Annotated in this window: 20 protein-coding genes; 13 read left to right on the top strand and 7 right to left on the bottom strand. The window is 64.1% G+C overall.

Going from position 1 to position 26,150, the window contains the following annotated elements; all coding sequences use genetic code 11:
* Nucleotides 1-100 precede the first annotated feature (100 nt).
* The 7 genes from QCE88_RS29965 to QCE88_RS29935 all read left to right on the top strand — a co-directional run bounded on the left by QCE88_RS29965 (nucleotide 101) and on the right by QCE88_RS29935 (nucleotide 10,755).
* Nucleotides 101-6,055 carry an AAA family ATPase gene (locus QCE88_RS29965; protein WP_309908627.1) on the top strand — a complete coding sequence of 1,985 codons (5,955 nt, stop codon included), beginning with the start codon at nucleotides 101-103 and terminating at the stop codon, nucleotides 6,053-6,055.
* 10 nt (nucleotides 6,056-6,065) lie between these two features.
* A complete protein-coding gene (locus QCE88_RS29960; RefSeq protein ID WP_309908625.1) occupies nucleotides 6,066-6,929 on the top strand; it encodes an alpha/beta hydrolase in 864 nt (287 codons plus the stop codon).
* Between the two features lie 140 nt (nucleotides 6,930-7,069).
* A complete protein-coding gene (locus QCE88_RS29955; RefSeq protein ID WP_309908624.1) occupies nucleotides 7,070-7,429 on the top strand; it encodes a BON domain-containing protein in 360 nt (119 codons plus the stop codon).
* A 17-nt stretch (nucleotides 7,430-7,446) separates the two neighbouring features.
* Nucleotides 7,447-8,007 (top strand): VOC family protein, encoded by a 561-nt coding sequence (locus tag QCE88_RS29950; protein WP_309908622.1) that lies wholly within the window; start codon nucleotides 7,447-7,449, stop codon nucleotides 8,005-8,007.
* Nucleotides 8,008-8,060: 53 nt separating this feature from the next.
* On the top strand, nucleotides 8,061-9,380 hold the full coding sequence (locus QCE88_RS29945; RefSeq protein ID WP_309908621.1) for an epoxide hydrolase: 1,320 nt from the start codon (nucleotides 8,061-8,063) through the stop codon (nucleotides 9,378-9,380).
* 36 nt (nucleotides 9,381-9,416) lie between these two features.
* On the top strand, nucleotides 9,417-9,800 hold the full coding sequence (locus tag QCE88_RS29940) for a nuclear transport factor 2 family protein (protein ID WP_309908620.1): 384 nt from the start codon (nucleotides 9,417-9,419) through the stop codon (nucleotides 9,798-9,800).
* Nucleotides 9,801-9,816: 16 nt separating this feature from the next.
* Nucleotides 9,817-10,755, top strand: coding sequence for an aldo/keto reductase (locus QCE88_RS29935; RefSeq protein ID WP_309908618.1), 939 nt, complete (start codon nucleotides 9,817-9,819; stop codon nucleotides 10,753-10,755).
* Here the strand turns inward: QCE88_RS29935 and QCE88_RS29930 are convergent.
* From QCE88_RS29930 to QCE88_RS29920, 3 genes are read right to left on the bottom strand one after another with little or no spacing between them, the layout of a single operon-like run.
* Nucleotides 10,736-12,262, bottom strand: a complete 1,527-nt coding sequence (locus QCE88_RS29930) for an efflux transporter outer membrane subunit (RefSeq protein WP_309908616.1) — start codon at nucleotides 12,260-12,262, stop codon at nucleotides 10,736-10,738. The two genes, QCE88_RS29935 and QCE88_RS29930, sit on opposite strands and share 20 nt — an antisense overlap.
* The gene (locus QCE88_RS29925) at nucleotides 12,259-13,335 is read right to left on the bottom strand and encodes an HlyD family secretion protein (protein ID WP_309908615.1); all 1,077 of its coding nucleotides are present in this window, start codon (nucleotides 13,333-13,335) and stop codon (nucleotides 12,259-12,261) included. Before QCE88_RS29925 ends, QCE88_RS29930 begins: the two co-directional genes overlap by 4 nt.
* Before the next feature lie 11 nt (nucleotides 13,336-13,346).
* Nucleotides 13,347-14,921: an MFS transporter gene (locus QCE88_RS29920; RefSeq protein ID WP_409018243.1), complete on the bottom strand. Its 1,575-nt coding sequence runs from the start codon at nucleotides 14,919-14,921 to the stop codon at nucleotides 13,347-13,349.
* Nucleotides 14,922-15,293: 372 nt separating this feature from the next.
* Here QCE88_RS29920 and QCE88_RS29915 point away from each other — a divergent pair, with 372 nt between their 5' ends.
* From QCE88_RS29915 to QCE88_RS29890, 6 genes are all read left to right on the top strand, one after another.
* Nucleotides 15,294-15,848: a DUF4863 family protein gene (locus tag QCE88_RS29915; protein WP_309908613.1), complete on the top strand. Its 555-nt coding sequence runs from the start codon at nucleotides 15,294-15,296 to the stop codon at nucleotides 15,846-15,848.
* Between the two features lie 119 nt (nucleotides 15,849-15,967).
* Nucleotides 15,968-16,405 carry a MarR family transcriptional regulator gene (locus QCE88_RS29910; RefSeq protein ID WP_309908611.1) on the top strand — a complete coding sequence of 146 codons (438 nt, stop codon included), beginning with the start codon at nucleotides 15,968-15,970 and terminating at the stop codon, nucleotides 16,403-16,405.
* Nucleotides 16,406-16,462: 57 nt separating this feature from the next.
* Nucleotides 16,463-17,935: an efflux transporter outer membrane subunit gene (locus QCE88_RS29905; protein ID WP_309908609.1), complete on the top strand. Its 1,473-nt coding sequence runs from the start codon at nucleotides 16,463-16,465 to the stop codon at nucleotides 17,933-17,935.
* A gap of 31 nt (nucleotides 17,936-17,966) precedes the next feature.
* Nucleotides 17,967-19,160, top strand: coding sequence for an HlyD family efflux transporter periplasmic adaptor subunit (locus QCE88_RS29900; protein WP_309908607.1), 1,194 nt, complete (start codon nucleotides 17,967-17,969; stop codon nucleotides 19,158-19,160).
* A gap of 58 nt (nucleotides 19,161-19,218) precedes the next feature.
* Nucleotides 19,219-20,772 carry a DHA2 family efflux MFS transporter permease subunit gene (locus QCE88_RS29895; protein ID WP_309908605.1) on the top strand — a complete coding sequence of 518 codons (1,554 nt, stop codon included), beginning with the start codon at nucleotides 19,219-19,221 and terminating at the stop codon, nucleotides 20,770-20,772.
* A 72-nt stretch (nucleotides 20,773-20,844) separates the two neighbouring features.
* The gene (locus tag QCE88_RS29890) at nucleotides 20,845-21,045 is read left to right on the top strand and encodes a copper chaperone (protein WP_309908604.1); all 201 of its coding nucleotides are present in this window, start codon (nucleotides 20,845-20,847) and stop codon (nucleotides 21,043-21,045) included.
* A gap of 122 nt (nucleotides 21,046-21,167) precedes the next feature.
* Here QCE88_RS29890 and QCE88_RS29885 read toward each other — a convergent pair whose 3' ends face one another.
* Genes QCE88_RS29885 through QCE88_RS29870 form a run of 4 tightly spaced genes read right to left on the bottom strand, consistent with a single transcriptional unit; the run spans nucleotide 21,168 to nucleotide 26,031 of the window.
* Nucleotides 21,168-22,706, bottom strand: coding sequence for an efflux transporter outer membrane subunit (locus tag QCE88_RS29885; RefSeq protein WP_309908602.1), 1,539 nt, complete (start codon nucleotides 22,704-22,706; stop codon nucleotides 21,168-21,170).
* Complete coding sequence (locus QCE88_RS29880; RefSeq protein WP_309908600.1) at nucleotides 22,703-23,785, bottom strand: HlyD family secretion protein; 1,083 nt, start codon at nucleotides 23,783-23,785, stop codon at nucleotides 22,703-22,705. Before QCE88_RS29880 ends, QCE88_RS29885 begins: the two co-directional genes overlap by 4 nt.
* A 12-nt stretch (nucleotides 23,786-23,797) precedes the next feature.
* Entirely contained in the window at nucleotides 23,798-25,360 is a 1,563-nt protein-coding gene (locus tag QCE88_RS29875; RefSeq protein WP_309908599.1) for an MFS transporter, read from the bottom strand.
* Complete coding sequence (locus QCE88_RS29870; RefSeq protein WP_309908597.1) at nucleotides 25,357-26,031, bottom strand: antibiotic biosynthesis monooxygenase; 675 nt, start codon at nucleotides 26,029-26,031, stop codon at nucleotides 25,357-25,359. Before QCE88_RS29870 ends, QCE88_RS29875 begins: the two co-directional genes overlap by 4 nt.
* Between the last annotated feature and the right edge of the window lie 119 nt (nucleotides 26,032-26,150).

The following is a 26,150-nucleotide window of genomic DNA, read 5'->3' as shown; positions in this document are numbered from 1 at the left end:
GGGCTCCTTGCGTGATAGGCTGCTTTTCGCGTCGGAAGCGGTACGGGTCGTCGGATGCGTATCGATTTCGTCGGAAGAGAGCGGCGAAAGGGAGCATCACATGGACCTCACCGGCTTTGCGCTCGAACCGTTGCACAACGACGGCGACCTGCTCATGTACCGCGCGAATCGCCCGGACTCGCCGGTCACGCTGCTCGTGCGCGTCGCGAATCAGCCTGCGTCGCCGACCATCATGCGGCTCGAACACGAATATGGCCTGGCCTCGCTGCTCGCGCCCGAGTGGTCCGCGCAGCCGCTCGCGCTCGATCTCGGACGCGTGCCGCCCGTGCTGATCCTCGATGACAGCGGCGGCGACCCGCTGGTCCGCGCGCTGGGCAAGCCGCTGGCACTGGCGCGCTGCCTGCGCATCGCCGTGAATCTCGCGCAGGCCATGGTCGAGATGCACGCGCTCGGCATCGTGCACAAGGACATCAAGCCCGCGAACGTGCTGGTCGACGCGGACGAGCACGTGCGCCTGACCGGCTTCGGCATTGCGTCGCTGCTGCCGCACGAGCATCAGCCGGCGGTGCCGCCGGAGGTCATCGCGGGAACGCTGGCCTACATGTCTCCCGAGCAGACGGGACGCATGAACCGCTCGGTCGACGCCCGCAGCGACCTGTATTCGTTCGGCGCGCTGTTCTACGAGATGTTGACGGGCTCACCGCCCTTCGCCGCATCGGATGCGATGCAATGGATCCACTGCCACATTGCGCGCCGGCCCGTGCCCGTGACGGATTGCGTCCAGGGCTTGCCCGCCGTGATCGCGTGCATTGTTGACCGGTTGCTCGCCAAGATCGCGGAGGATCGATACCAGACCGCACTCGGGGTGCTGGCCGATCTGCGAACCTGCCTCGCGGCGTGGGAAGCGAGCGGCGACATACCGTCCTTCACGCTCGGCACGTGCGATGCGTCCGACCGCTTGCGCATCCCGGAGAAACTCTACGGACGCGCGACGCAGATCGACGCGCTGCTCGCGGCGTTCGATCGCGTGACAACCCAGGGCGATGCCGAAATCGTCCTGGTTTCGGGCTATGCGGGCATCGGCAAGTCGGCGCTGGTCAACGAATTGCAAAAGGCGCTCGTGCCGTCGCGCGGCCTGTTTGCAGCGGGCAAGTTCGATCAGTATCAGCGCGATACCCCGTATGTGCCGCTCACGCAGGCGTTCCAGTCGCTCGTGCGTATCCTGCTCAACCGGAGCGATGCGGAACTCAAGCACTGGCGGCGCGAACTGACTGAAGCGCTCGCACCCAATGCGCAGTTGATGATCGCTCTGATTCCGGAGCTGGCGCTGATCATCGGCGAACAGGCGGCGGTGCCGGCACTGCCGCCGCAGGAAGCACGCAACCGGCTTCACATTGTGTTTCGCCGCCTGCTCGGCGTGTTTGCGCGACCGGAGCATCCGCTCGCGTTGTTCATCGACGATCTGCAATGGCTCGACGCAGCGACGCTCGAATTGATCGAAGACCTCGCGGCGCATACCGACGTGACACACCTGCTGCTGGTCGGCGCGTATCGCGTGGAGGGCGCCGAGCCGGGACATCGCCTCGCCCACATGATCGATGCAGTGAGCGACGCCGGCATGAACGTGAAACACATCGATCTAAAGGCACTCGCGACCGGCAGCACGACGGAACTCCTCTGCGATGCGCTGCGCTGCAGCGCGGACGATGCAACGCCGCTCGCGCACCTGCTGCACGAGAAGACCGGCGGCAATCCGTTCTTCCTGATCCAGTTCCTGACGATGCTGGCCGACGAAGGACTGCTCGCCTTCGATCATCGTGCCGGCCACTGGACGTGGGACCTGGGGCGGATCCGCGCGAAGGGCCTGACCGAGAACGTCGCCAGCTTGATGGCCGCCCGGCTCGGCCGCCTGCCGCAGCCGACGCGCGAAGCGCTGAGCCGGCTTGCGGCGCTGGGCAACGTGGCGCGAATCGACGCGTTGACGCGCGTCCATGGCGAAGCAGAAGACGCGATCGACGCCAGGCTGTGGGAGGCCATGAAAAGCGGCCTGGTGCGTCGGGTCGACGATGCCTATGTGTTTGTGCATGACCGCGTGCAGGAAGCCGCCTATGCGCTGATTCCGGAGGACGAGCGGCCCGCGCTGCATCTGCATGTCGGCCGCGCGCTGGCGGCGGGCAGCGCGCCGGACGAGCCCGGCGAGTTCCTCTTCGATATCGTCAACCATCTCAATCGCGGGATCGCGTTGATGTCCGATGCGGACGAGCGCGAACGCACCCTCGTGCTCAATGACGAGGCCGGGCGCCGCGCGATGAATTCGGCGGCGTTCGCGGCGGCGCGCAACTATCTCGCGCAAGGCGTGGCGCTTCTGTCCGGCGACGCGTGGACCCGGCACTACGCCCGCACGTTCGCGCTCTATCTGGCGTTCTCCGAATGCGAGTATCTCGCTGGCCGCTTTGCGGAGGCCGACGCGCTCTTCGACATGATGCTCGAACGCGCCTGTTCGAGCCTGGACCGTGCGAAGGTCTTCGGCTTGCGGATGGAGCTGTATCAGGTTGCGGGCCGCTTCGATGAAAGCTTCGACGTCGCCGTGCTGGCCTTGCGCGAATTCGGCGTGCTGCTGCCGCTGCACGACGCCGCCGCCAGCGCCGAGGTCGAACGGGAACTGCATGACATTGCCCGTGGTCTTGCGGGCCGCAGCATCGACATGCTGGTCGATGCGCCGGTCGCAACCGATCCGGCCACCTGGACGATCATCGACTTGCTGGTGGAATCGATGCCCTGCGCGTTCATCGCCCGGCCTGCCTTTTATCCGCTCATCACACTGAAGGCGGTGAACCTGTCGCTGCGCGCGGGCAATACCGACAAGTCGAGCTTCGCGTATGGCAACTACGCGCTGATGCTGGTCTCGCGCATCGGCGACATTGCCTCCGCGGTGCAGTTCTCGGAGATGTCGCTTGCATTGAACGAGAAGTTCGGCAATCGGCGCTTCAAGGGCAAGCTGCTGCATCTTCACGGCAATCACATCAACTTCTGGCGTCGTCACATCATGACCGATCTGCCGATACTCGAACGCGCGAGCAGCGCGTGTCTCGACGTCGGCGACCTGGCTTTCGCGGGTTACCTTGCCTTCACCACCGTCTGGCAGACGATAGAGAAGGGCACGCCCCTAAGCGAAGTGCTGCGGCTTTCCCGGCGTCACGCGGCGTTTGCACGGCAGAGCCGCAACGACGCGGTGTACGAGACGGTGCGCCTGCAACAGCATTTCGCGACGACGCTGCTGGGCGAACCCGGCGACGACACCCCGGCGAACGCCCGCTTCGATCGCGAAGCCGCGTTTGCGGTGATCGTGCAGGCGAACTTCGGCTGCGGCATCGCGTTCGGTCACATCATGGATCTGATGCTGGCCTATCTGGAAGGACGCTACGACGACGCGCTCGACGCCGCCCGGCACGCACAGGCAAATCTCGATGCCGCCATGGCGCTGCCGATAGAAGCGACGTTTCACTTCTTTCATGCATTGACCTTGACGGCGCTGGATGCGTCGGCAAACGAGGAACAGCGGATTGAACGGCGTCGCACCGTGCATGCGGTCTGCGCGAAGTTCGCGGATTGGGCGAGTCATTGCCCGAGCAATTTCCGTCATTGCCACGCGCTGATCTCCGCTGAAGCCGCGCGTCTCGAAGGCCGCGCGTCGGATGCCATGCACCACTACGAGGAAGCGGTGCGCTCGGCGCGCGAGCAGGGTTTCATCCATCACCAGGCGCTGGCGCATGAACTGGCCGCACGCTTTTTCGCCGGGCGTGGGCTGGAGACGATCGCGGGCACCTATCTGGCGAATGCGCGCTCCTGCTATGAGCGCTGGGGCGCCCACAGCAAGGTGCGCCAGCTGGCGCGCGACCACGCGCAGGCGCCGCGCGCGCTCACGGACATCGACGGAACCATCGCCACCACCAGCGAGCAGCTCGATCTGGAAACGGTCGTCAGCGTGTCGCGCGCCATCTTCAGCGGTGTCGATCTGGAGCAGTTGATCCATACGCTGATGAAGCTGGCGCTCGAACACGCTGGCGCGAATCGCTGTCTGTTGCTGCTCAGGCGCCGCAAGGACATGCGTGTCGAAGCCGAGGCCACGGCGAGTGCGAATCGCATCGACGTGCGTTCGCTCAAGTTGCGGATCGACCAGGTGGATTTGCCGGGGTCGGTCCTGCGCTATGTCATGCGGGCCAGCGACAGTCTGCTGCTCCACGATGCCTCATCCACCCATCCGTACTCATCCGACGAGTACGTGATGCGTCACGACTGCCGATCCATCCTGTGCTTGCCGCTCATCAAGCAGACGCGCCTGATCGGCGTGCTCTATCTGGAGAACACGCTCGCGTCCAACGTCTTCACGCCGGCCCGCAGCGCCATCTTGCGGCTGCTTGCATCGCAGGCGGCGATGTCGCTTGAGACAGCGCGCCTCTACGCCGATCTGCAACATGCCGAGGCGCTGCTGGCCGATGCACAGAGACTGAGCGACACCGGCAGCTTCGACTGGCATGTGTCGAGCGGCGAGCTGTTCTGGTCGAAGCAAAGCTTCCGGATCTTCCAGTACGACACGGCCACGCCGCCGACCCTTGAACTGATGCTGGCGCGGGTGCATCCCGATGACGTGACCTTCGTGCGCCTGATGCTCGACCGGGCGATGCGCGAACGCCAGCCGTTCGATATCGAGCACAGGCTGCTGATGCCGAATGGCGCCGTGCGGCACCTGCAACTGGTGGCGCACGTGCTGGCGGACCTCGATGACGGCATACGCGTGCTCGGCGTGCTGAAGGACATCACGACGCGCAAGCAGGCCCATGCCGCATTGCTGCGCAGCGAGCATCGCTATCGCAGCCTGTTCTTCGACATGCCCGTGGGACTCTGGCAGATCGACGCCCAGCCGCTCATTGCGTTGCTGTCGGATCTGCGCGCACAAGGCGTGGAGAACCTGTCGGACTATATCGACGACCATCCCGGCTGGCTGAACCGCGCAATGGAGCTGCTCGTCATCGAGGAAGTCAATCACCACGCCGCGAGCATGTTCGGCGCCCAGGAGGCGAACATGCTGCTCGGTCCGGTGCCCTGGGTCTGGCGCGAAAGTCCCGGCACCTTCAGGCGCGCGCTGGAAAGCCGGTACAGCGGCGCATCGGTGTTTCAGGAGACGACGAGAATCCCGACGCTCGACGGACGCATCATCGACGTGCTGTTGACGATCGCCCGGCCCATCGCGGCGGAGGATCTCGGCATTGCGCTGATCAGTCTCGTCGACCTGACGGAGCGCATTCGTGCGCAGGACATGTTGCAGCGGCTCCAGGCGGACTTCGCGCACGCGGCGCGCATTGCCACGCTCGGCGGACTGAGCGCCTCGATCGCGCATGAACTGAAACAGCCGCTCGCCGCGATCACGATGAACAGCGCGCTCAGCACCCGTTGGCTCGATCGCAAGACACCGGACGTGGATGAGGCACGCCTCGTCAATCAGCGCATCAGGATCGATGCCCAGCGCGCGGTGGACATCGTCGACCGTATCCGGGCGATGGCCATGCGCCGCGGACTGACGCGCGCCGAGGCGCCGCTGGATGAACTCATCGACGAGGCGCTGCTGTTTCTGCAACATGATGTCGGCTCGCGCGGCGTCACGATCGTTCGCAAGTGCGCGCGCCCCGCGCCCGTGGTCCTCGTCGATCGCGTGCAGTTGCAACAGGTCATCGTGAACCTGGTCGTCAACGCGATGCAAGCGATGCAAGCGGACGGCACAGGCGCCCGGATCGTCACGATACGCACCGATCTCGCCGATTCATCCAGCGTCACGTGCAGCGTGGAAGACAGCGGCCCCGGCGTCGATGTACAGGACATGACGCACATCTTTCAAAGCTTCTTCACGACGCGAGAGAACGGCATGGGCATGGGCCTGGCCATCTGCCGGTCGATCATCGAGGCGCATGGCGGACGTATCGATGCCGACAACGCGTCGGTACACGGCGGCGCACGATTCTTCTTCAACCTTCCGCTGGCACAGTCCGGCACATCATGAGCCGCTCATCATGCAGGTGAGATACCAATCCATTACTGTCGACGGGTTGTCGATTTTCTATCGCGAAGCCGGCTGGGAGAATCGGCGAGTCGTGCTTTTGTTGCACGGCTTTCCCTCGTCTTCGCGCATGTTCGAACCGCTGCTGCAAAGACTCGGCGACGAATATCGCCTGATTGCACCGGATTTCCCGGGCTTCGGTCATAGCGACGCGCCTTCTCCGGAGCGTTTCGCCTACACCTTCGATCATGTGGCCGAGGTGGTCGGCGGCTTCGTCAACGCGCTCGGGCTCGATTCGTACACGCTTTATGTGCAGGACTATGGCGGCCCCGTGGGCTTTCGGCTCGCGCTGGCGTATCCGGAACGCGTGCAGGCGATGATCGTGCAAAACGCCGTAGCGCATGAATCGGGGCTCGGGCCGTTGTGGGATACGCGCCGGGCGTTCTGGGCCCATCGCGAGAAGTATCAGGCCGCGGTCGAACAGAATCTGATGTCGCTCGCGGCGGCGAAACAGCGTCATGTCGGCACGAGCCCGAACGTCGATCGATACGATCCGGATCTGTGGACCGACGAGTTCGCGTTCCTGTCGCGCGCGGACCAGACGCGCATACAGAGCGATCTGTTCTACGACTATCAGTCCAACGTCGCCGCCTATCCGAAGTGGCAGGCGTGGCTGCGCGGTCATCGGCCGCGCATGCTGGTGGTATGGGGGCGTTACGACCCGTCGTTCCTGCCCGGCGAAGCCCACGCGTACCGGGATGACGTTCCCGATGCAGAGGTTCACTTGCTCGATGCGGGACATTTCGCGCTCGATGAAAAGGCCGATGAAATCGCTGACATCGTCCGCGAGTTTCTGCGCCGTCCTTCGGCTCGCTGACCGAGCGGGACTATACGCGCGGCAAGGTTCGACATACCCGGTGACGATTGAAGGAACGCGCGCGCCGTCCTGTAATGAAGTTTGGCGACCGGCGTCACGCGTTGCGTCGGTGCCGACTTCGTTACCGAAAGGAGCAAGGCATGCGAACCCGATTATTGAATTTCACCGTCGCGGCGGCCGCGTCATTCATGGTCATCTTCGCCGTGACCGTTCCACGCGCAATCGCCGCGGAAGCGTCGCCTGACAGCACGGCCGCGACCAGCAAGAAGGCGATCCGCGCGGAGAATCGCGCACTGGGCCGCTCCGTGCGCCATACGCTTACCAAAGTAAAGGGTCTGGACTCGTCGCACATCAACGTGCTTGCACGTGGCAGCACGGTCACGCTGGAAGGCTCTGTACCGGACCAGTCGCAGATCGATACCGCACAGGCGGCCGCAGCGAAAGTGGCGGGCGTCCAGCGTGTCGACAACCGGCTCACCATTTATGAACCGGGCAACTGATCTCTCCAGGAGCCGTCATGAGCACCGATTCGATGCAAAGCGAACAGGAATCCGCGACGTCCGGCGCCGGCGCGCTCGGCATGAAACTGGAGATTGCCGTGGTGCCGGTGTCCGACGTCGACCGCGCCAAAGCCTTCTATAGCGGCCTGGGATGGCGTCTGGACGTCGACTTCAAAGGTGACGATGGCTACCGGGTGATCCAGTTCACGCCGCCGGAATCCGCATGCTCGGTCATGTTCGGGCAGAACATGACCGATGCCGCGCCGGGCACGGCGCGCGGGCATTACCTCGTCGTTGCCGACATCGCGGCCACGCGTGCGGAACTGGAGCGGCGAGGCGTGGAGGTGGGCCCGCTCTTCCACGACGCGGGTGGCGTCTTTCATCGCAATGACGGCACGGGGTGTGTTGCGGGCGCCAGTCCGGAGCGCAGGAGTTACGCGACGTTTGCCACGTTCAGCGATCCGGACGGCAATCGCTGGTTCCTGCAGGAGATCACGGCGCGACTGTCGGCCGACGTGGCAGCGGACGATCCTCGCTTTACGCCGCAAATTCTCGCGGTGCTGCACGGCAAGGCATGACGCCGGCGTTGAGCGCGTGCCGGGAATGGCGAAACGAACCCCAGGGGAATGACATGGCAGACAGTACTCGAGTCGAAGCGTCGTCACGTCGGCGTTTCATGGAAACGGCCGTGGCCGCGGCGGCTGCCGGTTCCGCAAGCGGATTCGCCTTCGCCGATACCGCCATTACCACCACGTCGAAGCCGTCCGGCAGCGACAAGACTGCAATACGGACCTTGCGCGTGCATGTGCCGGAAGCGCAGCTTGCGGAACTCAGACGGCGCGTGAAGGCGACCAAGTGGCCCAGCCGCGAAACGGTTCCGGATGCCACCCAGGGCGTGCAACTCGTGACGATGCAAAGCCTCGCGCGTTACTGGACCACGGCGTATGACTGGCGCAAGATGGAAGCGAAGCTCAATGCGCGGCCTCAGTTCGTGACCGAGATCGACGGTGTCGACATTCACTTCACGCACGTGCGCTCGCGCCATGCGAATGCGTTGCCGATCATCATCACGCATGGCTGGCCCGGTTCCGTCATCGAACAGATGAAGATCATCGATCCGCTGACGAACCCGACCGCATACGGCGGCACGGCGGCGGATGCATTCGATGTGGTGATTCCGTCGCTGCCGGGATACGGCTTTTCCGGTGCGCCCACCACCACCGGCTGGGATCCCGCCCGCGTCGCACGGGCCTGGGTCGCGTTGATGGAGCGCGTGGGCTACACGCGCTATGTCGCGCAGGGCGGCGACTGGGGCAACGCCGTGACCGAACAGATGGCGCTGCTGAAGCCGTCCGGTTTGCTTGCCATGCATACCAACATGCCGGCCACGGTTCCCGACGATATCGCCGACGATCTGAAATACGGCAAGCCCGCGCCGGCAGGGCTATCCGAAGACGAGCAACATGCATTCGAACAGCTCGACTATTTCTACAAGCATGGCCTGGGTTATGCGCTGGAAATGTCGAACCGTCCGCAGACGCTGTATGGACTCGAAGACTCGCCTATCGGTGCGGCAGCGTGGATGCTCGATCACGACGCACGCAGCCAGGAGATGATCGCGCGCGTGTTTCAGGGCCAACCGGAAGGGCTGACGCGCGACGACGTGCTCGACAACGTCACGCTGTACTGGCTGACCGGGACATCCATCTCGTCGGCGCGACTGTACTGGGAAAACAAGTTCAACTTCTTCGCACCGAAGCACGTGGAGATTCCGGTCGCCGTCAGCGTGTTTCCTGACGAAATCTATAGCGCGCCGCGCAGCTGGACGGAGCGGGCGTATCCGAAACTGATTCACTACAATCGTCTTCCCAAGGGCGGGCATTTTGCGGCATGGGAGCAGCCTCAGCTTTTCACTCAGGAAATCCGGGCGAGTTTCCAGACGCTGCGTTGATGGCCTTCCGAGTCCTCATGAGAACAGGAGCCCGCCGTGCACGATGAGACGATACGTGAAGCATTGAATGCACACTGGCGCGCGTCGGCGGCGGGCGATCTCGACGCGGAACACGTTATCTACGACGAACACGCCATCTGCGACTATCCTCAATCAGGCGAGCGGATCCACGGCAAGGCCAATCTTCAGGCGCTGCGTTCCGGTCATCCGGACCGGCCCTCGGGCTTCGAGGTCAGGCGCATACAGGGAAGCGGCGACCTGTGGGTGACGGAATACGTCATCACGTATGGCAAGCGCGCAGCGCTGACCGTGAGCATCATGTCGTTCGCGAACGGCAAGGTCGTGCACGAAACCCAGTACTTCACTGAGGCGTTCGAGGCGCCGGCGTGGCGAAGCCGGTGGGTGCAGCGTATGCCGTGAACCAGGAGATGCCGTCATGAATACCTTCGAGGATTTCCGGTTGAAGACCTTGCCGCTTGCACAGGGCGCCGGTCAGATGCCTGCCATCGGTTTCGGCACACTCATTGCCGATCCGGCCATCACGTTGAGCGCGACCCGCGCCGCGCTGCAAGCAGGCTTTCGACACTTCGACTGCGCCGAGCGCTATCGCAACGAGCGCGAAGTCGGCGAGGCGCTGCAAGCAGGGATGGCAAGCGAAGGATTGTCGCGCGGCGACATCTTCGTCACCACCAAGCTGTGGAACACGAATCACCGGCCGGAACGGGTGGAGGCGGCCTGTGATGCCAGTTGCGCACGGCTTCAGGTCGATTATCTGGACCTGTATCTCATCCACACGCCGTTCGCGTTCCAGGCGGGCGACGAGCACGATCCGCGCGATGCGAACGGTAATGTTCTTTACGATGAAGGCGTGAGCTTGCTCGATACCTGGAAGGCGATGGAGCGCCTCGTCGATGACGGAAGATGCCGCGCCATCGGTTTGTCGGATATCGGTCTGGATGAACTGCGTCCGCTTTACGAAGCTGCGCGCATCAAACCGGCGGCCGTGCAAGTCGAAGCCCATCCCTATCTGCCCGAGCGCGAGTTGCTGGAGTTTTGCCAGGCGCATGGCATCGTGTTTCTTGCCTTCGCGCCGCTGGGACATGGCATCAAGCCTGGACCGCTGGATGATCCGGTCATCGCCAGACTGGCCGCGCAATTGGATAGAACGCCGGCACAGTTGCTGCTCGCCTGGGCCGTGCAACGCGGCACCGCGTTGCTCACGACGCCCAAGAGCGAAGCGCGCGCGCAAGAAAACTTCACGGTCTCCGCGCTGCCGGATGAAGCGTTTGACGAGATCGACGGCATTCAGACGAGGCTGCGCTTCAACGAAGTCGTCAAGACCGGCAGCCCGGGCTTCATTCCCCGAAGACCGTGAGCGACGTCTCGTAGCTCGATTCCCAGCCGCCGCCAAGCGACTTGCACAGCGTGATGAGATTCTCCGCAGCTGTCGCCTTGCTTTCTTCCAGCTTGCTCTGCGCATCCAGTAATTGCTTTTGCACGTTGAGCACGTCGAGATAGTCGAGCGCGCCGGCCTTGTAGCGTTGTTGCGCAATGCCGAGCGCGCGCTGATTCAGGCTGACGACGTTCGTCAGGCGCGCGTGCCGCCGCTGTTCGGCGTCATAGACGAGCAGTGCATCGTCGACTTCGCGCCATGCTTCGAGCACGGTGTGCTTGTAGACGATCGCCGCTTCCTGCTGCTGCGCTTCGCGAAGTTGCAGCGTGCCCTTCAGCCGTCCCCCTTCGAAAATCGGAAATGTGATGGAAGGCCCCACCACGAATTGTCCCGATGCCCAATCGGCGAGATTCGTCAGCTGGAGACTCTGAAATCCCGCGCTGCCATTCAAGGCGATGCGCGGATAGAAATCCGCTTTCGCCATGCCGATGGACGCCGTCGCGGCATGCAACTGCGCCTCGGCCTTCTTGATGTCGGGCCGGCGCTGCGCAAGTTCCGACGGGAAGCCGACGGGAACCTGACGCGGGAGGTTTGGGGTATCGCGCGTGGCGGCGAGCATGGGTTGCAACGCGCCCGGTTGCTCGGCAAGCAACAGGCCAATGGCGTTGATGCCCGTATCACGACTCGATTCGAGCGTGGGGATCAGGCTTTCGATGGTTTCCATTTGCGCCAAGGCGTTGGCGACGTCGAGGTCGGTGGTGACGCCTTCCCGCACGCGCACTTGCGTGAGCTTCACCGCGTCCCGTGCAATAGCGAGGTTCTGTCGTGCGATCTCCAGCAGCGATTGCGCACTGCGCACATCGATATAGTCGCGCGCGAGTTCCGCGCGCGCGGACAGAAGGATGGCGTTTCGGTCTTCGTACGATGCATGCGTCAGCGCGCTGGCAGCTTCGACACTGCGCCGTACGCGGCCCCAGATGTCGAGCTCCCACGATGCATCGAAGCCGGCCTGATACAGGTTATAGGCTGGCGATCCCTTGGGGCCCGGCAGCGCCGATACACCGAGCGGTGCGCCTCCCGATGCCGACTCCGGCTGACCCTGCGAGGGCGTCACGCCGAGCAGCGAGAGGATGCCGTTCTCGCTGCCGCGCTCGCGGTTATACGACGCGGCGGCATCGAGCGCCGGCCATTCCGCCGCGCCCGCGATACGCCGTTGCGCGCGGCTCTGGAGCAGCCGTGCCGATGCCGCGGCCACGTCCAGGTTCGCATCGGCGAGACGCTGTTCGAGTGCGTTTAGCACGGGATCGTCGAAGAGGGTCCACCAGTCCTGAACGAACGCCGCTTCGACAGCCTTGCTCGGGGCCTGCTCGGTTTGTGTGCGGTCGAAGACCTTGGGCGTGGCGGCGGCGGGGCGTTCAAAATCCGGCCCGACCATGCAGCCGGCGATCAGGAGGCATGCGGGCAGGGCAAGCACAATCTTCGCTTTCATTTCGACTCGACTCCCTGCGCGAGGGTTTCGCCGTGCCGGCCCGTTACGACTTGCGCCTCGACTGAAAGACCGACGCTCAGGTCCGCTGCCGCCTCCTGTCCCGGATCGATGGTGATCTTGACCGGCACGCGCTGCACGATCTTCGTGAAGTTGCCGGTGGCGTTGTCGGGCGCGATGGGCGCGAAGCTGACGCCGGTCGCGGGCGCGAGGCTATCGACACGCCCGCGGATCACCACGCCGGGGAAGCTGTCCACTCTGATTCGCGCCCGTGCGCCGGGCCGCATCTTCGCGATCTGGTTTTCCTGGAAATTGGCGACCACATACGCCTGCGCCAGCGGCACGACGGCAAGCACCGGCGCACCCGGCGTCACGAATGCGCCAACGCGCGCGGAGCGTCGCCCGATCTTGCCGTCGACAGGCGCAGGAATCACCGTGTACGAAAGGTTCAGCTTCGCTTGCTCCAGCGCTGCCTCGGCACGCGCTTGCGTGCCGGCGGCCCGGTCACGTTGCGTACGCAGCACTTGCAGGTTTTGCTCCGTGGTCTTCAATGCGGCGCGGTCACGCGCTTGCTGGGCGAGTTGTTGCGCCAGCGTGCTCGATGAGCTCTGCTGCTCTTGTGTAGTGCCCGCGCCCGCATCCGACAGGTTTCGATAGCGCGAAGCGTTGGCCCGCGCGAATTCGATAGCGGCTTCATCAGAACGCAAGGTCGCGCGCGCCTGATCGACGAGTGAAGGCTGCCGCGCAATTTCGGCATCGAAGTTGGCCACGGCGGCGCGGGCTGCGGTGACATCGGCTTCGGCGCTCAGCAGCGCGGCGCGATAGTCCCGATCGTCGATGCGCACGAGCACTTGCCCCGTTTTCACCATTTGATTGTCGTTGACCAGCACATCGGAGATCTGGCCGGCGATGCGCGGCGCGACGAGCGTGAAATCGGCTTGTACGTAGGCATCGTTGGTGGATTCGACGTCCGGGTTCGAAAGCAACCGGTACGCGATCCACGCGACGACAATGAGCGCGATGACCAGTGCCGCAACGATGATGAGCCTGGAATGCGCGCGAAGGGTGGAAAACATGATGACGTCCCTTAAGGAGAGGGTGACGGCTTCACGTACCAGGGCGGATGAATACGCACGGGCAAGACGGGAACGAGCACGAGCAGCGCGACGGCGACGCACGCCATCACGCGATACAGATCGGCCGATGCCAGCACGAGCGCCTGCTCATGCACACGATGCGCGAGTTCGCCGAGGCCGTGCGTCGCGTCGATGCTCTCACTGGTCACGAGCGCGCGATTGCCGAGCTGATCCACGAGGTGGTTCGAATGAAAGCGCTCGCGAGCGGTGCCGAGTCCTTCTATCAGGCCGGTCGCCACGGCCGCGGAGAAGGTCTTGACGGTGTTGAACATCGCGGACGCGAAGGGTCCTTCCGTGGGCGGCAAGCCGGTGGTGACGCCCATCAGGATCGAGAGAATGACCATCGGCTGGGCCATGATTTGCAGGGACTGCAACCAGTAGAAATTGTCGCGGATCCATTCGGAGTTCATATAGCTGCCCATCGCGCACGTGGCGATCATGAACAGCAGGCCGAGCGATAACACCCAGCGCACGTCCACGCGCCGCATGTTCAGAGTCGCGGCCGTGAGCGGCAGCACGATCAACAAGGGCAACGCCACGAGCAGCGAGAGCGGCGCGGACTCCAACGGGCGATATTCGTGCACGCGTGCGAGGAACTGACCGGGAATCGCGGCGACGCCCACCAGCAGCGTGACGGCGCCGGCGAGCGTCACCAGACCATGGGTAAAGTTGCGGCGTTTGAGGAGTTGCAGCTTGAAGAAGGGCATCGGATTGAAATACTCGTTGATCAGGAACGCAACGAGCAGCGCAGTGCCGCCAATAAACATTGCACAGATGAAACCGGATTCGAGCCAGTCGAGACGATCGCCCTGCAAGAGCGCAATCACGAGCATCGCCGCCGCCGGCAGCCCGGTGATCAAGCCGATCCAGTTGAACGAGCGAAAGCGTTCCAGCTTCGGCGCATCTTCGGGAAGGCCCCACACAATCGCGATGCAACTCACCAGGCCCATCGGCAGGATCTGCCAGAACACCATCTTCCAGCTGACGTACTCGGTCCAGAGCGCGGCGAGCGGCGTGCCGAGCGCCGGTCCGAAGGTCGCGGTCAACGCGTAGCCGGCGAGTCCGTACAGCTTGATCTGCGGCGGGAGGTAACGCAGCGCGACGATGATCAGCATGGGCGGCAGGCAGCCGCCTGAAATGCCCTGCAGGATGCGCAGGACGTACAGCGCCATCAACGATGGAGCGAACGGACACAGGAAGCCGAAGAGCATCGTGGCGAGCACGGCGCCTGTCGTAAAGCGCTTGAGCGTGAACGTGATGCCGAACCACGGTGCGAAGATCATCGTGGCGACGTTGGCCGCTTCGAACAATGCGGTGAGCCAGGTTCCATCGTCATGGCCGATCGAGAAGGCGCCCTGCACATCCACCATGGCGACCGCCGTGACCTGCTCGTTCAGGATCGCGAGGAGTGAGGCGCCGAGCATGCCAATCAATCCCACCGCAAGGCGCAGCGACAGCATGGGCGCTTGCGGCGCGGGAGCGTCCGTGTTTGCGCGGCTGTTGTCGTGGACGTCGGCGATATTCATGAAGGTTGACCTGTTGCGCGTGCGCGGTCAGACATCGCATGCCGGGACGACGCATCACGGCATCGCGGGTCCGGGAGAACGAAACCTCTTCCTCATGCTGCTAATACACCGGGTTGAGTCAACCGCCTGTACGCCAGGGGCACGCAACGGAACACGAGGGTTCCCATTGCGACGACTCGTGCATGTCATGTTGGACTGCGTCGAGTGTACGCGCGGAAAATCGCGGTTGCAGTTTGCGTGCAGACCTTCCTCATCTCGAAGAACGAGGTGTTTCCTTGGCCATTCGCGTGCGGTTTCTGGCCAACGTGCACTTGTCGAAGGCGATCCGTGCTTTCATCTGCGCCCCAAACTTCGAACGAGGACACGACCGCCATGCCCGAAACGAACCAGGACGCGACGCCGCCGCAGGAGCCATTGCTCGCGCGACTCTTCACGTTGCTCGAAGGAATCAAGGACAGGACGGCAAGTCCGGAGGTCGAGCAATGGCTCAACAGGGAATATGGCGTGCAGAGCGATCTCTACCAGCAAATAGCGCAATGGGTGAAGCGTGGCGTGCAAGACGGCTGGGCGGCAAACCTCGAGATCGATGGACCGCGCTATCGCCGCTCGTTGCTCAGTGCGCCTTGCGAAAAGACCTGCTTCTTCAGCATCACGGTCGTGCTGATGGATAGCGCCGGCAATACGCAGGGACATCCGGAAGACAGCTTCAGAGGGCACTTCCACGCGCATCCGTACGGCGAATTCAACATGGTGTTTCCGCTCGACGATGGCGCCGCGCTTCGCGGTCTCAACGGCTGGTGCCATGGCGGCTGGACCTCGCCGGACCCTGGAAGCCGCCACTACCCGGAGGTCAAGGGCGGCGCGGTGATCTCGCTGACCTTTCTGCCGGCGGGACGCATTTCGTTCGACGTTTCACCACAACCGTGAGCGCGTCATGCCTGAGCCGAGCGTTCCTGCAATAGATCATTCCAAAAACAGACTATGACAAAATCTGACTTTGCAGTAAAGTTGAGTCCATTGAAGTTTGGCCGCTCTGGAGAAACTCCATGGACCACTACTCCCACAAGAACTTCACGCTGACACAGAGCGTCGGTTTTGCCGTCAACAAGGCGCGCAACCTGCTGGTCGCGGAACTTGACGCGGCGTTGAAGGACCTCGGCATCACCACGCAGCAGATGGGCATTCTCATGTCCATGCGCGGCGGGGTGACGCAGACGCCGTTCGAACTTTCAAAACTGCTGGGCATCGACACCGGCCTGATGACGCGCATGCTCGACAAGCTCGAAGCGCGGCAACTGTTGCAACGCGCGCGCAGTCTGGAAGATCGACGCGTCGTTAATCTCACGCTGACGCCCGAGGGCGAGAAGATCGCCGATGAATTGCCGCATATCGCGCCGGCGGTACTCAATAAACGTCTGAGGAAATTCACGCGGGCCGAGTTCAACGAACTGCGCCGCCTGCTGAGCAAGTTCCTCGAAGACTGAACGCACGGCGTTTGACGGCCGTGTATTTTTTCGCTCATTTATCTGACAGGTCAGAAAATGTTCAAGCAAGTGAATCATGACCGCCTCACTTCGAGGCTCGCGCAAACCAGCATCACGCTGGCCTTCGCTGCCGTGCTGACAGCGTGCGCGAACTACGCCGGCATCCATAGCGACAAGGACATGGCGGAGCCGCAAAGCTACGCGACAGCGCAGAGCCTTCCGGCCGCCGATGGTGGCCGCTGGCCCGCGCCCGACTGGGCCGATCAATTCGGCGACGCGCAATTGCATGCGTTGCTCGACGAAGCGATCGCGGGCAGTCCGACCCTGGACCAGGCGCGTGCGCGCATCGCGGCGGCATCGGCGTACAGCGAGACCGCCAGGGCCAATACCCTGCCGCAAGTCGGCGCGTCGTATTCCTGGACGCGGCAACGCTATTCGGAGAACGCGCTCGTGCCGCCGCCCTATGCGGGATCGTGGCAATCCGAGAACAAGGGGCTGCTGTCCGCGTCCTATGAGCTCGATCTGTGGGGCAAGAATCGTGAGGCGCTGCGCGCCGCCGTATCCCAGGTGCAGGCCAGCCAGGCGGATGCCGAGGCTGTGCGACTCGCGCTCGATACATCGATCGCACGGTCTTACAACCAGCTTGCGCGGCTTTATGCGCTACGCGATATCACGCAGAGCGACGTGGCCCAGCGTGAGCAGATTGTGCGGATCACGGCGGGCCGCATTGCCAACGGGCTGGATACCGAAGTCGAGCGCAAGACCGCGGACGCCAATCTCGCAACGAGTCGCGCAACGCTGTCGGCGCTCGATGGCCGCATCGTCGCGACGCGCTATCAGATTGCGGCGCTGTTGGGGAAGGGCCCGGATCGTGGCTTGTCGATCGACCGTCCGCGCCTTGGCATCGGCGATGAAGTGCGTTTGCCCGGCAATCTGCCCGCCGATCTCGTGAGCCGCCGCCCCGATCTCGTCGCGGCGCGCTGGCGCGTGGACTCGATGACGCATGACATCAAGGAAGCGAAGGCCGAGTTCTATCCCGACATCAACCTGAGCGCGTCGCTCGGGCTCGATGCATTCGGCTTCGGCCGGCTGCTGACGGCGGCGAGCCGCACGATGTCGGCGGGACCGGCGATTCACTTGCCCATCTTCGACGGCGGCGCATTGCGTGCGCAACTGAAAGGCCGTTACGCCGATTTCGATTACGCCGTGGCCACCTATAACCAGACGCTCGTCACGGCGCTGAGCGATGTCGCGACGGGCCTTTCGCAGATCCGCTCGACCGACGCGCAACTCGTCGACGCCACGAGCGCGCAGGACGCCGCTCGCAGCGCGCAGCAACTCGCGCTCACGCAGTATCGCGCGGGACTCACGAATCAGCTGACCGTGCTGAACGCCGAGACCAACGCGCTCGCGGCCGAACGTGCGGTGGCGGACCTGAAGATGGACCGCCGCGATCAACAGATCGCACTCGCGGCCGCGCTGGGCGGCGGCTACACGGACACGCAGGCGGACGCCATCGCCGCACGCTGAGCGACATCACGAACAGAACGGGAGCAGGGACATGAGCGACACCATCATCAAGGAACGCAGCGAGGCGGATCGATCCGGCTCCGCCGCCGAGACGAAACCGCGCAGCAAGCGCAAGCTGCTGCTCACGCTGCTTGCGGCGAGTGTGGCCCTGGCGGGCGCAGGCTGGGGCGGCTATTACTACACCACGGGCCGCTTCTTCGAAGACACCGACGACGCCTATGTCAGCGGCAATCTCGTGCAACTGACGCCGGAAGTGAGCGGCACCGTGGTCGCCGTCAATGCGGACGACACGCAGATCGTGCATCAGGGCGCGCCCGTCGTCACGCTCGACGCCGCCGACGCGAAAGTCGCGCTCGGCAATGCCGAAGCGACGCTCGCGCAAACGGTACGGCAGGTGAGCAGCCTGTACGTCAACAATGCGTACTACGGCGCGACGATTGCCCAGCGCCAGTCCGATCTCACGCGCGCGCAAGCCGACCTGAAGCGGCGCATCTCGATCGCCGAAACCGGTGCGGTGTCGGGCGAAGACGTCGCCCATGCGCGCGATGCCGTGAGCGCCGCACAGGCCGCGCTCGACGCCGCGCGCCAGCAGTCCGAGGCGAATCACGCGCTGACCGACCGCACCTCCATCGCGCAGCATCCGAATGTCCAGGCAGCCGCCACGAAAGTGCGCGACGCGTGGCTGGCGTACGCACGCAACACGCTGCCCGCGCCGGTCACCGGCTATGTCGCGCGGCGTTCGGTGCAAGTGGGGCAGCGCGTCGCACCCGGCGCGCCGCTGATGGCGATCGTGCCGCTCGACGGCGTCTGGGTCGATGCCAACTTCAAGGAAGTGCAGCTCGCGCACATGCGGATCGGTCAGCCGGTGACGCTCAGCGCCGACGCCTACGGCTCGAAGGTGAAATATCACGGTCATGTCGAAGGCTTCTCGGCGGGCACGGGTGCGGCCTTCGCGGTGCTGCCTGCGCAGAACGCAACGGGCAACTGGATCAAGGTCGTGCAGCGTCTGCCGGTGCGCATCCGGCTCGACCAGCGAGAACTGGACGCGCATCCGTTGCGCATCGGCCTCTCCATGCAAACGGAAGTCGAAACGCGCGACCGGTCCGGCACGCAACTCGGCGCGGCCACGACGACGTCATACAAGACCGATGTCTTCAGCCGCTACGGCGAAGAAGCGGACGCGGAGATCGAGCGGATCATCGCGGACAACGTGACGGCCCGCTAACGCACTTTTTTGTGGCCATTTATCTGACACGTCAGTGAAAGACAAAACAGGTTAAGCAATGAACCCGACATCCCAACCGGCTCCGCTGCAAGGCGGCAAGCTCGTCCTCGCCACGCTCGCGGTGGCGCTCGCCACCTTCATGAACGTGCTCGACTCGTCGATCGCCAATGTGGCGATACCGACCATCGCGGGCAATCTCGGCGTGTCCGTCGATGAAGGCACATGGGTCATCACGCTGTTCGCCGCCGCCAACGCCATCTCGATCCCGCTGACCGGCTGGCTCACGCAGCGCGTCGGACAGATCAGGCTGTTCGTCTGGTCGATCCTGCTGTTCGTCATTTCGTCGTGGTTGTGCGGCATCGCGCCGAATCTGCCGGTGCTGCTCGCCGCGCGCATTCTGCAAGGCGCGGTGGCGGGCCCGCTGATCCCGATGTCGCAGGCCATCCTGCTCGCCTCCTATCCGAAAGAAAAGAGTTCGACCGCGCTCGCGCTCTGGGCGATGACGGCGACCGTCGGTCCCATTGCGGGGCCCGCACTCGGCGGCTGGATCACCGACAGCTATTCGTGGTCATGGATCTTCTACATCAACATTCCGGTCGGGCTGTTCGCGGCGGGCGTGACCTGGGCGATCTATCGCGATCGCGAGACGCCGGTGAAGCGCATCCCCATCGACAAGGTTGGACTGCTCTCGCTGATCGCGTGGGTTGCGTCGTTGCAGATCATGCTCGACAAGGGCAAGGACCTCGACTGGTTCAATTCGCCGGTGATCGTCGCGCTCGGTGTGTTCGCGCTCATCAGTTTCGTGTTCTTTCTCATCTGGGAACTGACGGAGAAGAACCCGGTGGTGGACATCACGCTTTTCACCGGGCGCAATTTCCTGGGCGGGACGGTGGCGATTTCCGTGGCCTATGCGGTGTTCTTTTCGAACCTCGTGCTGCTGCCGCAATGGATGCAGGAATACCTCGACTATCGTTCGGTCGATGCCGGCCTCGCCACCGCGCCGCTCGGCATCTTCGCCGTGATCCTCGCGCCGGTCATGGGCAAGCTGATGCCGCGCTCCGACGCCCGCGTGCTCGCCACCCTGGCGTTCCTCGGCTTCGCCGCCGTGTTCTTCATGCGCTCGCACTACACGACCGGCGTCGATACGTGGACGCTCGTCGTACCGACCTTGCTGCAGGGCATTCCCACCGCGCTGTTCTTCGTGCCGCTGACGGCCATCATCCTGTCGGGCTTGCCGCCTTCGAAGATTCCGGCGGCGGCGGGCCTGTCGAACTTCGCGCGCGTGTTCGCGGGCGCGGTCGGCACGTCGCTCGCGGCCACGGGCTGGAACGACCGCACGATCCTGCATCACTCACAGCTCGTCGAACAAGCGAGCGTGCACAACCCGCTTTTCACGGATGCAATCGGCTCGATACAACGCGCGCTGGGCGGAAATCCGTCGCAGGCACTGGCGTTCTTCGAGCGCTCGCTGACGACGCAAGCCGCGATGCTCGGTCTCAACGACATTTTCTGGTTGTCCGGAGTGATCTTCATCGCGATCGTGCCGCTCATCTGGCTGACGAAGCCGGGCAAGGGCGCGGGCGCAGGCGCGGCGGGCGCGGGAGGTCACTGAGGTGTCTGGTTTCGATGCACGGATCCGCGCTGCGGATGGTTCAACCGATCCTTCCATTACTGGAGCAACATCATGAAATTCTCAGTCAAGCAGGAGATTCATTCCGAAGACATCGCCGCGCTCGAACACGCGATGCGCACCGTCGATGCCGACGCGCAGGTCCAGGTCGATATCGGCGCGAAGACGGTCAGCGTCGATTCGTGGCTGATGCCGGAGGAGTTCATCGTCGCGTTTGCGGACGAAGACTATGACGTGAAGATTCTTGAAGCGTAGCGTGGTCTTGCGAGCCATCGCCGGCTGTGTCGCTCGAAGCGTTCGAGTGATGAGCCGGCGATCTTATTTGTGCTGCGGGCGCATGAAGCAACAGGAATGGCACGCCGGGCGTGCCAGAGCCCTCAACGACTGGCGTAACGATGATCGTAAGTCGTTTCCCACCCGCCGCCCAGCGACTTGCACAGCGTGATCAGATTCTCGGCGGCCGTGGCCTTGCCGCGTTCCAGATTGCTCTGTGCGTCGAGCAATTGCTTCTGCACGTTGAGCACGTCGAGATAGTCGAGCGCGCCGGCCTTGTAACGCTGTTCCGCCACGGCAAGCGCGCGCTGGTTCAGGCTCACCACGGAAGCAAGCCGTTCGCGCCGACGCTGCTCGGCATCGTAGACGAGCAACGCATCGTCCACTTCACGCCAGGCTTCGAGCACCGTGCGCTTGAAGACGATCGCGGCTTCTTCCTGTTGCGCCTCGCGCAGTTGCAGCGTGCCTTTGAGCCGTCCGCCTTCGAAGATCGGAAACGTGATCGACGGCCCGACGACGAATTGCCCCGACGCCCAGTCGGCGAGACTGGAGAGTTGCAGGCTCTGAAACCCCGCGCTGCCGTTGAGCGAAATGCGCGGATAGAAGTCGGCCTTCGCCATGCCGATGGAAGCGGTGGCCGCATGCAGTTGCGCCTCGGCCTTCCTGATATCCGGCCGCCGCCGCGCGAGTTCCGACGGAAAACCGACCGGCACCTGTTCTGGCAGCTTCGGCAGGTCGCGGGCATCGGCGAGTACATCGCGCAATGCGCCCGGCTGCTCGCCGAGCAATACGCCGATCGCGTTGATGGTGGTATCGCGCCGCGCTTCGAGCGTCGGAATCAGGCTCTCGATGTTTTCCATCTGCGCCGATGCATTGGCGACGTCGAGGTCCGTCGTGACACCTTCGCGCACCCGGATCTTCGTGAGCCTGACCGCATCGCGGGCGATGTCGAGGTTCTGCCGGGCAATGTCTAGCAGCGATTCAGTGTCGCGCAAGTCGATATAGTCGCGTGCCAGTTCCGCGCGCGCCGACAGCAGAATGGCATTGCGGTCCTCGAACGACGCCTCCGACAACGCGCCCGCCGCTTCGACGCCGCGTCGCACGCGGCCCCAGATGTCGAGTTCCCACGATGCATCGAAGCCCGCCTGATAGAGATCGTAGGCCGGCGAGCCCTTCGCGCCCGGCATGCCCGCCACGCCGAGCGGCGCGCTGCCCGACGCGGACTGCGGCTGGCTTTGTGTCGGCGTGACGCCCAGCAGCGACAGCACGCCGGTCTCGCTGCCGCGTTCGCGGTTGTAGGACGCCGCGCCATCGAGCGTCGGCAGCGCGGCCGCACCGGCCACGCGCTGGGTGGCGCGACTCTGCCGCAAGCGCGCGGATGCCGCAGCCACGTCGAGGTTGGCGTCGGCGAGGCGCTGTTGCAGCGCGTTCAGCACCGGGTCGTCGAACAGCGTCCACCAGTCGGGATTGAAGTCGGCCTGCACCGGCTTGCTCGGCGCCTGTGCGTTGTGCGTCCGTTCGAGCACGTCGGGCGTGGCGCTCTGCGGCGCTACAAAATCGGGGCCGACCGTGCATCCTGTTATCACGAAACTTGCAAGGACGGCGAGCGCCAGCGTGCGCAGCGGCATGTCATTCGGGTTCATTTGGCGTCACCTCCAAGGGCGAGCGTTTCGCGCTGCCTGCCGACCGACACTTCCGCTTCCACCGACAAGCCCACGCTCAATGCATCGGCGGCTTCCTGCGGACGGTCGATCGCGATCTTCACCGGTACACGCTGCACGATCTTCGTGAAGTTGCCGGTGGCGTTGTCGGGCGCAATGGGCGCGAAGCTCACGCCGGTCGCCGGCGCGAGACTTTCCACATGGCCCGTGATGACGCGGCCCGGGAAGCTGTCGACCTTGATGCGCACGCTTTCGCCGGGCCGCATCCGCGTGATCTGGTTCTCCTGGAAGTTGGCGACGACATAGGCGTCCCGCAGCGGCACGATGGCCAGCATCGGCGCACCGGGCGTCACGAATGCGCCGACGCGCGCGGAACGGCGTCCCACCTTGCCATCGACGGGCGCATGGATCTCCGTGTACGACAGGTTGAGTGTGGCCTGCTCCAGCGCGGCCTCGGCACGCGCGAGCGCACCAGCGGCCTTGTCGCGCTGCGAGTGCAGCACGGCGAGATTCTGTTCGGTCGTGCTCAGCGCGGCGTGGTCGCGGGCCTGTTGCGCGAGTTGTTGCGCCAGCGTGCTCGATGCGCGCTGCTGTTCCTGCGTGGTGCCCGCGCCGGTCTCCGAGAGGTTGTGATAGCGCGATGCGTTGGCGCGCGCGAACTCGATCGCGGCGTCATCCGAGCGCAGCGTGGCGCGTGCCTGCTCGACCAGCGACGGATGCCGCGCGATTTCCGCATCGAAGTTGGCGACGGCGGCGTGGGCCGCGACGACATCCGCCTGGGCGCTCATCAACGCGGCGTGGAAATCGCGATCGTCGATGCGCAACAGCAGTTGCCCCGCCTTGACGGTCTGGTTGTCCTGCACCATCACATCGGCGATCTGACCGGCGACACGCGGCGCGACGAGGGTGAAATCGGCCTGCACGTAGGCATCGTTGGTGGATTCGGTGCCCGAGTCGGACGAAAGCTTGAAACCCAGCCCCGCGATGACGGCGAGTGCAACCGTCGGCACGGCGATGCGAACGATACGGGAAGAGGCTTGGGAAGGGGTTGAGGATGACATGACAGGCGTCCCTTAGTGTGAAGAGGGCGGTGTCGTGCTCCACGGCGGATAGATGCGCACGGGTAACACCGGAATGAGTAACAGCAACGCAATGGCAATGCAGGCCATGACGCGATAGAGATCAGCGGACATCAGCACCAGCGCCTGCTCATGCACGCGATGCGCGAGTTCGCCCAGGCCGCCGGCGGCATCGAGGCTCGGGTTCGCGACCAGCGGACGATTGCCGATCTGATCCACCAGCACATTCGAGTGATAGTGTTCGCGCGCGGTGCCGACACCTTCGATGAGCGCGGTCGCCACGGCGGCGGAGAAGGTCTTGAGCGAGTTGAACATTGCCGAGGCGAACGGGCCTTCCGTCGGCGGCAGGCCGGTGGTGACGCCCATCAGGATGGCGAGGATCACCATGGGCTGCGCGGCGATCTGCAAGGCTTGCAGCAGGTAGAAGTTGTCGCGGATCCATTCGGATGTCATCGAACTGCCCATCAGACAGGTGGCGATCATCAGCGTGAGTCCGGTCGCCATGACCCAGCGGGAATCGACCCGCTTCAGGTTCAGCAGCGCCGCTGTCAGCGGCAACGCGACGAGCAGCGGCAACGCCACCAGCAAGGAGAGCGGCGCGCTCTGCAGCGGCCGGTAAGCGTGGATACGCGCGAGATGCTGCCCCGGGATCGCGGCGACGCCGACCAGCAGGATCACCGCACCGGCGAGCGTCGTGAGGCCGTGCGCGAAGTTCCGGCGCGACAGAAGCTGAAGCTTGAAGAACGGAAGCGGATGAAACCATTCGTTCAAGAGAAACACGGCAAGCAACGCCCCGCCGCCGACGAACATCGTGCAGATCAAATCCGATTCGAACCAGTCCAGCCGCTCGCCCTGCAGCAGACCCGTCACGAGCATCGCAATGGCGGGGCTGCCCGTGAGAAAGCCGGTCCAGTTGAAGGCGCGCAGACGGTCGAGCTTCAACGCATCGGCGGGAAGGCCGTACTGGATCGCCGCGCACGCGAGCGCGCCCAGCGGGACGATCTGCCAGAACGCCATCTTCCAGCTGACATACTCGGTCCACAGCGCGGCGAGCGGCGTGCCCAGGGCCGGCCCGAAGGTCGCCGTCATCGCATAGCCGGCGAGGCCGTACAGCTTGACCTTCGGCGGCAGATAACGCAGTGCGACGATGATGAGCATCGGCGGCAGACAGCCGCCCGCGATCCCCTGCAACACGCGCAACCCGTACAACGCAGCGAGGTTCGGCGCGAACGGACACAGCACGCCGAAGAACATCGTGGCCAGCACCGCGCCGATCGTGAAGCGCTTGAGCGTGAACGTCATGCCGAACCACGGCGCGAAGACCATGGTGGCGACGTTGGCCGCTTCGAAGAGCGTCGTGAGCCACGTGCCGTCGTCGTGACCGATGGATAGCGCTCCCTGAACATCGGTCATGGCGATGGCCGTGACCTGTTCGTTCAGGATCGCCAGCAAGGACGCGAGCAGCATGCCGGCCAGGCCCGTGGCAAGACGAAGCGAGAGCGCGGCGCTTTTGGCATGCGGCGGTGCCGTGGCGATGGAAAGCTCTGCCGTGCTCATGCCTTTCTACGCGCCTCTTCAAAATACTGTGGCGCCTCGCGACGATCGAACATGCCGTATTCACGAATCACGCGAATCTGGCGCGAGCGCACGTCGCTCGGGAGCGTGGCTTCGCGTGCGTACGCATCGGCGGCGGCCTGATCGCGCCACGTTGCTACCGCGATGACATCGCCCGGCGAAAGCAGCGCGTCGAACACATCCCATGTAACGAGACCGGGCGCGGCGATATCGAGCCCCAGCGATGCCGCGACCGCCTGCGGTCCGGCTTCCTTGATCCAGTCCGGCTTGCGGCTTGCATCGTGCAGCGTCACGGCCTTGCCCGCGCCGACTTCGGTCACGTCGAGACGCTGTTCGAGCAGAACGTGTCCCGCTGGAATTTGCGTATCTGCGACGGTCTGCCCAATGCGCAGCCGATAGTCTTCGAATACCCGATCGCGCGCCGCTTCCTGAATCTTGTGATGGCGGCTCGTCGTGCGCCAGCGCACCAGCGACTTCTCATCGCGCCAGCTGGACAGCGACAGCAGCCAGCCATCGCGCGTGAGGCTGGCGTAGCGCACGTTGTCGACGAAACCGTCGATCTTTTGCAGCTCGGGGCGCAGCATGTTGGCCATGCCGAGATAGGCGTCGAACTGATCGCGAAAGGGATTGACTTCCAGCATTGCAGAGAACATGACAGGCTCTTCCTTGGTTCGTTGTCGAATGGCTTCGGGCTGGATGAATTGTCGGTGAGCAAGCTGCGCGGTTGAAGTCCGGGCTGCGCCGGAATCGGGACAATGAATGTGCCGCGCGG

This window comes from Caballeronia sp. LZ035, assembly GCF_031451175.1.
Taxonomy (GTDB): Bacteria; Pseudomonadota; Gammaproteobacteria; order Burkholderiales; family Burkholderiaceae; genus Caballeronia.
Note: the sequence above shows the minus strand (reverse complement) of the source record. Positions and strands in the feature narration are given on the sequence as shown.

Bases quoted from the DNA above. Each gene is read 5' to 3' on its own strand.
- QCE88_RS29965 (WP_309908627.1), top strand. From the start codon at position 101: ATGGACCTCACCGGCTTTGCGCTCGAACCGTTGCACAACGACGGCGAC.
- QCE88_RS29960 (WP_309908625.1), top strand. From the start codon at position 6,066: ATGCAGGTGAGATACCAATCCATTACTGTCGACGGGTTGTCGATTTTC.
- QCE88_RS29955 (WP_309908624.1), top strand. From the start codon at position 7,070: ATGCGAACCCGATTATTGAATTTCACCGTCGCGGCGGCCGCGTCATTC.
- QCE88_RS29950 (WP_309908622.1), top strand. From the start codon at position 7,447: ATGAGCACCGATTCGATGCAAAGCGAACAGGAATCCGCGACGTCCGGC.
- QCE88_RS29945 (WP_309908621.1), top strand. From the start codon at position 8,061: ATGGCAGACAGTACTCGAGTCGAAGCGTCGTCACGTCGGCGTTTCATG.
- QCE88_RS29935 (WP_309908618.1), top strand. From the start codon at position 9,817: ATGAATACCTTCGAGGATTTCCGGTTGAAGACCTTGCCGCTTGCACAG.
- QCE88_RS29930 (WP_309908616.1), bottom strand. From the start codon at position 12,262: ATGAAAGCGAAGATTGTGCTTGCCCTGCCCGCATGCCTCCTGATCGCC.
- QCE88_RS29925 (WP_309908615.1), bottom strand. From the start codon at position 13,335: ATGTTTTCCACCCTTCGCGCGCATTCCAGGCTCATCATCGTTGCGGCA.
- QCE88_RS29920 (WP_409018243.1), bottom strand. From the start codon at position 14,921: ATGAATATCGCCGACGTCCACGACAACAGCCGCGCAAACACGGACGCT.
- QCE88_RS29915 (WP_309908613.1), top strand. From the start codon at position 15,294: ATGCCCGAAACGAACCAGGACGCGACGCCGCCGCAGGAGCCATTGCTC.
- QCE88_RS29910 (WP_309908611.1), top strand. From the start codon at position 15,968: ATGGACCACTACTCCCACAAGAACTTCACGCTGACACAGAGCGTCGGT.
- QCE88_RS29905 (WP_309908609.1), top strand. From the start codon at position 16,463: ATGTTCAAGCAAGTGAATCATGACCGCCTCACTTCGAGGCTCGCGCAA.
- QCE88_RS29900 (WP_309908607.1), top strand. From the start codon at position 17,967: ATGAGCGACACCATCATCAAGGAACGCAGCGAGGCGGATCGATCCGGC.
- QCE88_RS29895 (WP_309908605.1), top strand. From the start codon at position 19,219: ATGAACCCGACATCCCAACCGGCTCCGCTGCAAGGCGGCAAGCTCGTC.
- QCE88_RS29890 (WP_309908604.1), top strand. From the start codon at position 20,845: ATGAAATTCTCAGTCAAGCAGGAGATTCATTCCGAAGACATCGCCGCG.
- QCE88_RS29885 (WP_309908602.1), bottom strand. From the start codon at position 22,706: ATGAACCCGAATGACATGCCGCTGCGCACGCTGGCGCTCGCCGTCCTT.
- QCE88_RS29880 (WP_309908600.1), bottom strand. From the start codon at position 23,785: ATGTCATCCTCAACCCCTTCCCAAGCCTCTTCCCGTATCGTTCGCATC.
- QCE88_RS29875 (WP_309908599.1), bottom strand. From the start codon at position 25,360: ATGAGCACGGCAGAGCTTTCCATCGCCACGGCACCGCCGCATGCCAAA.
- QCE88_RS29870 (WP_309908597.1), bottom strand. From the start codon at position 26,031: ATGTTCTCTGCAATGCTGGAAGTCAATCCCTTTCGCGATCAGTTCGAC.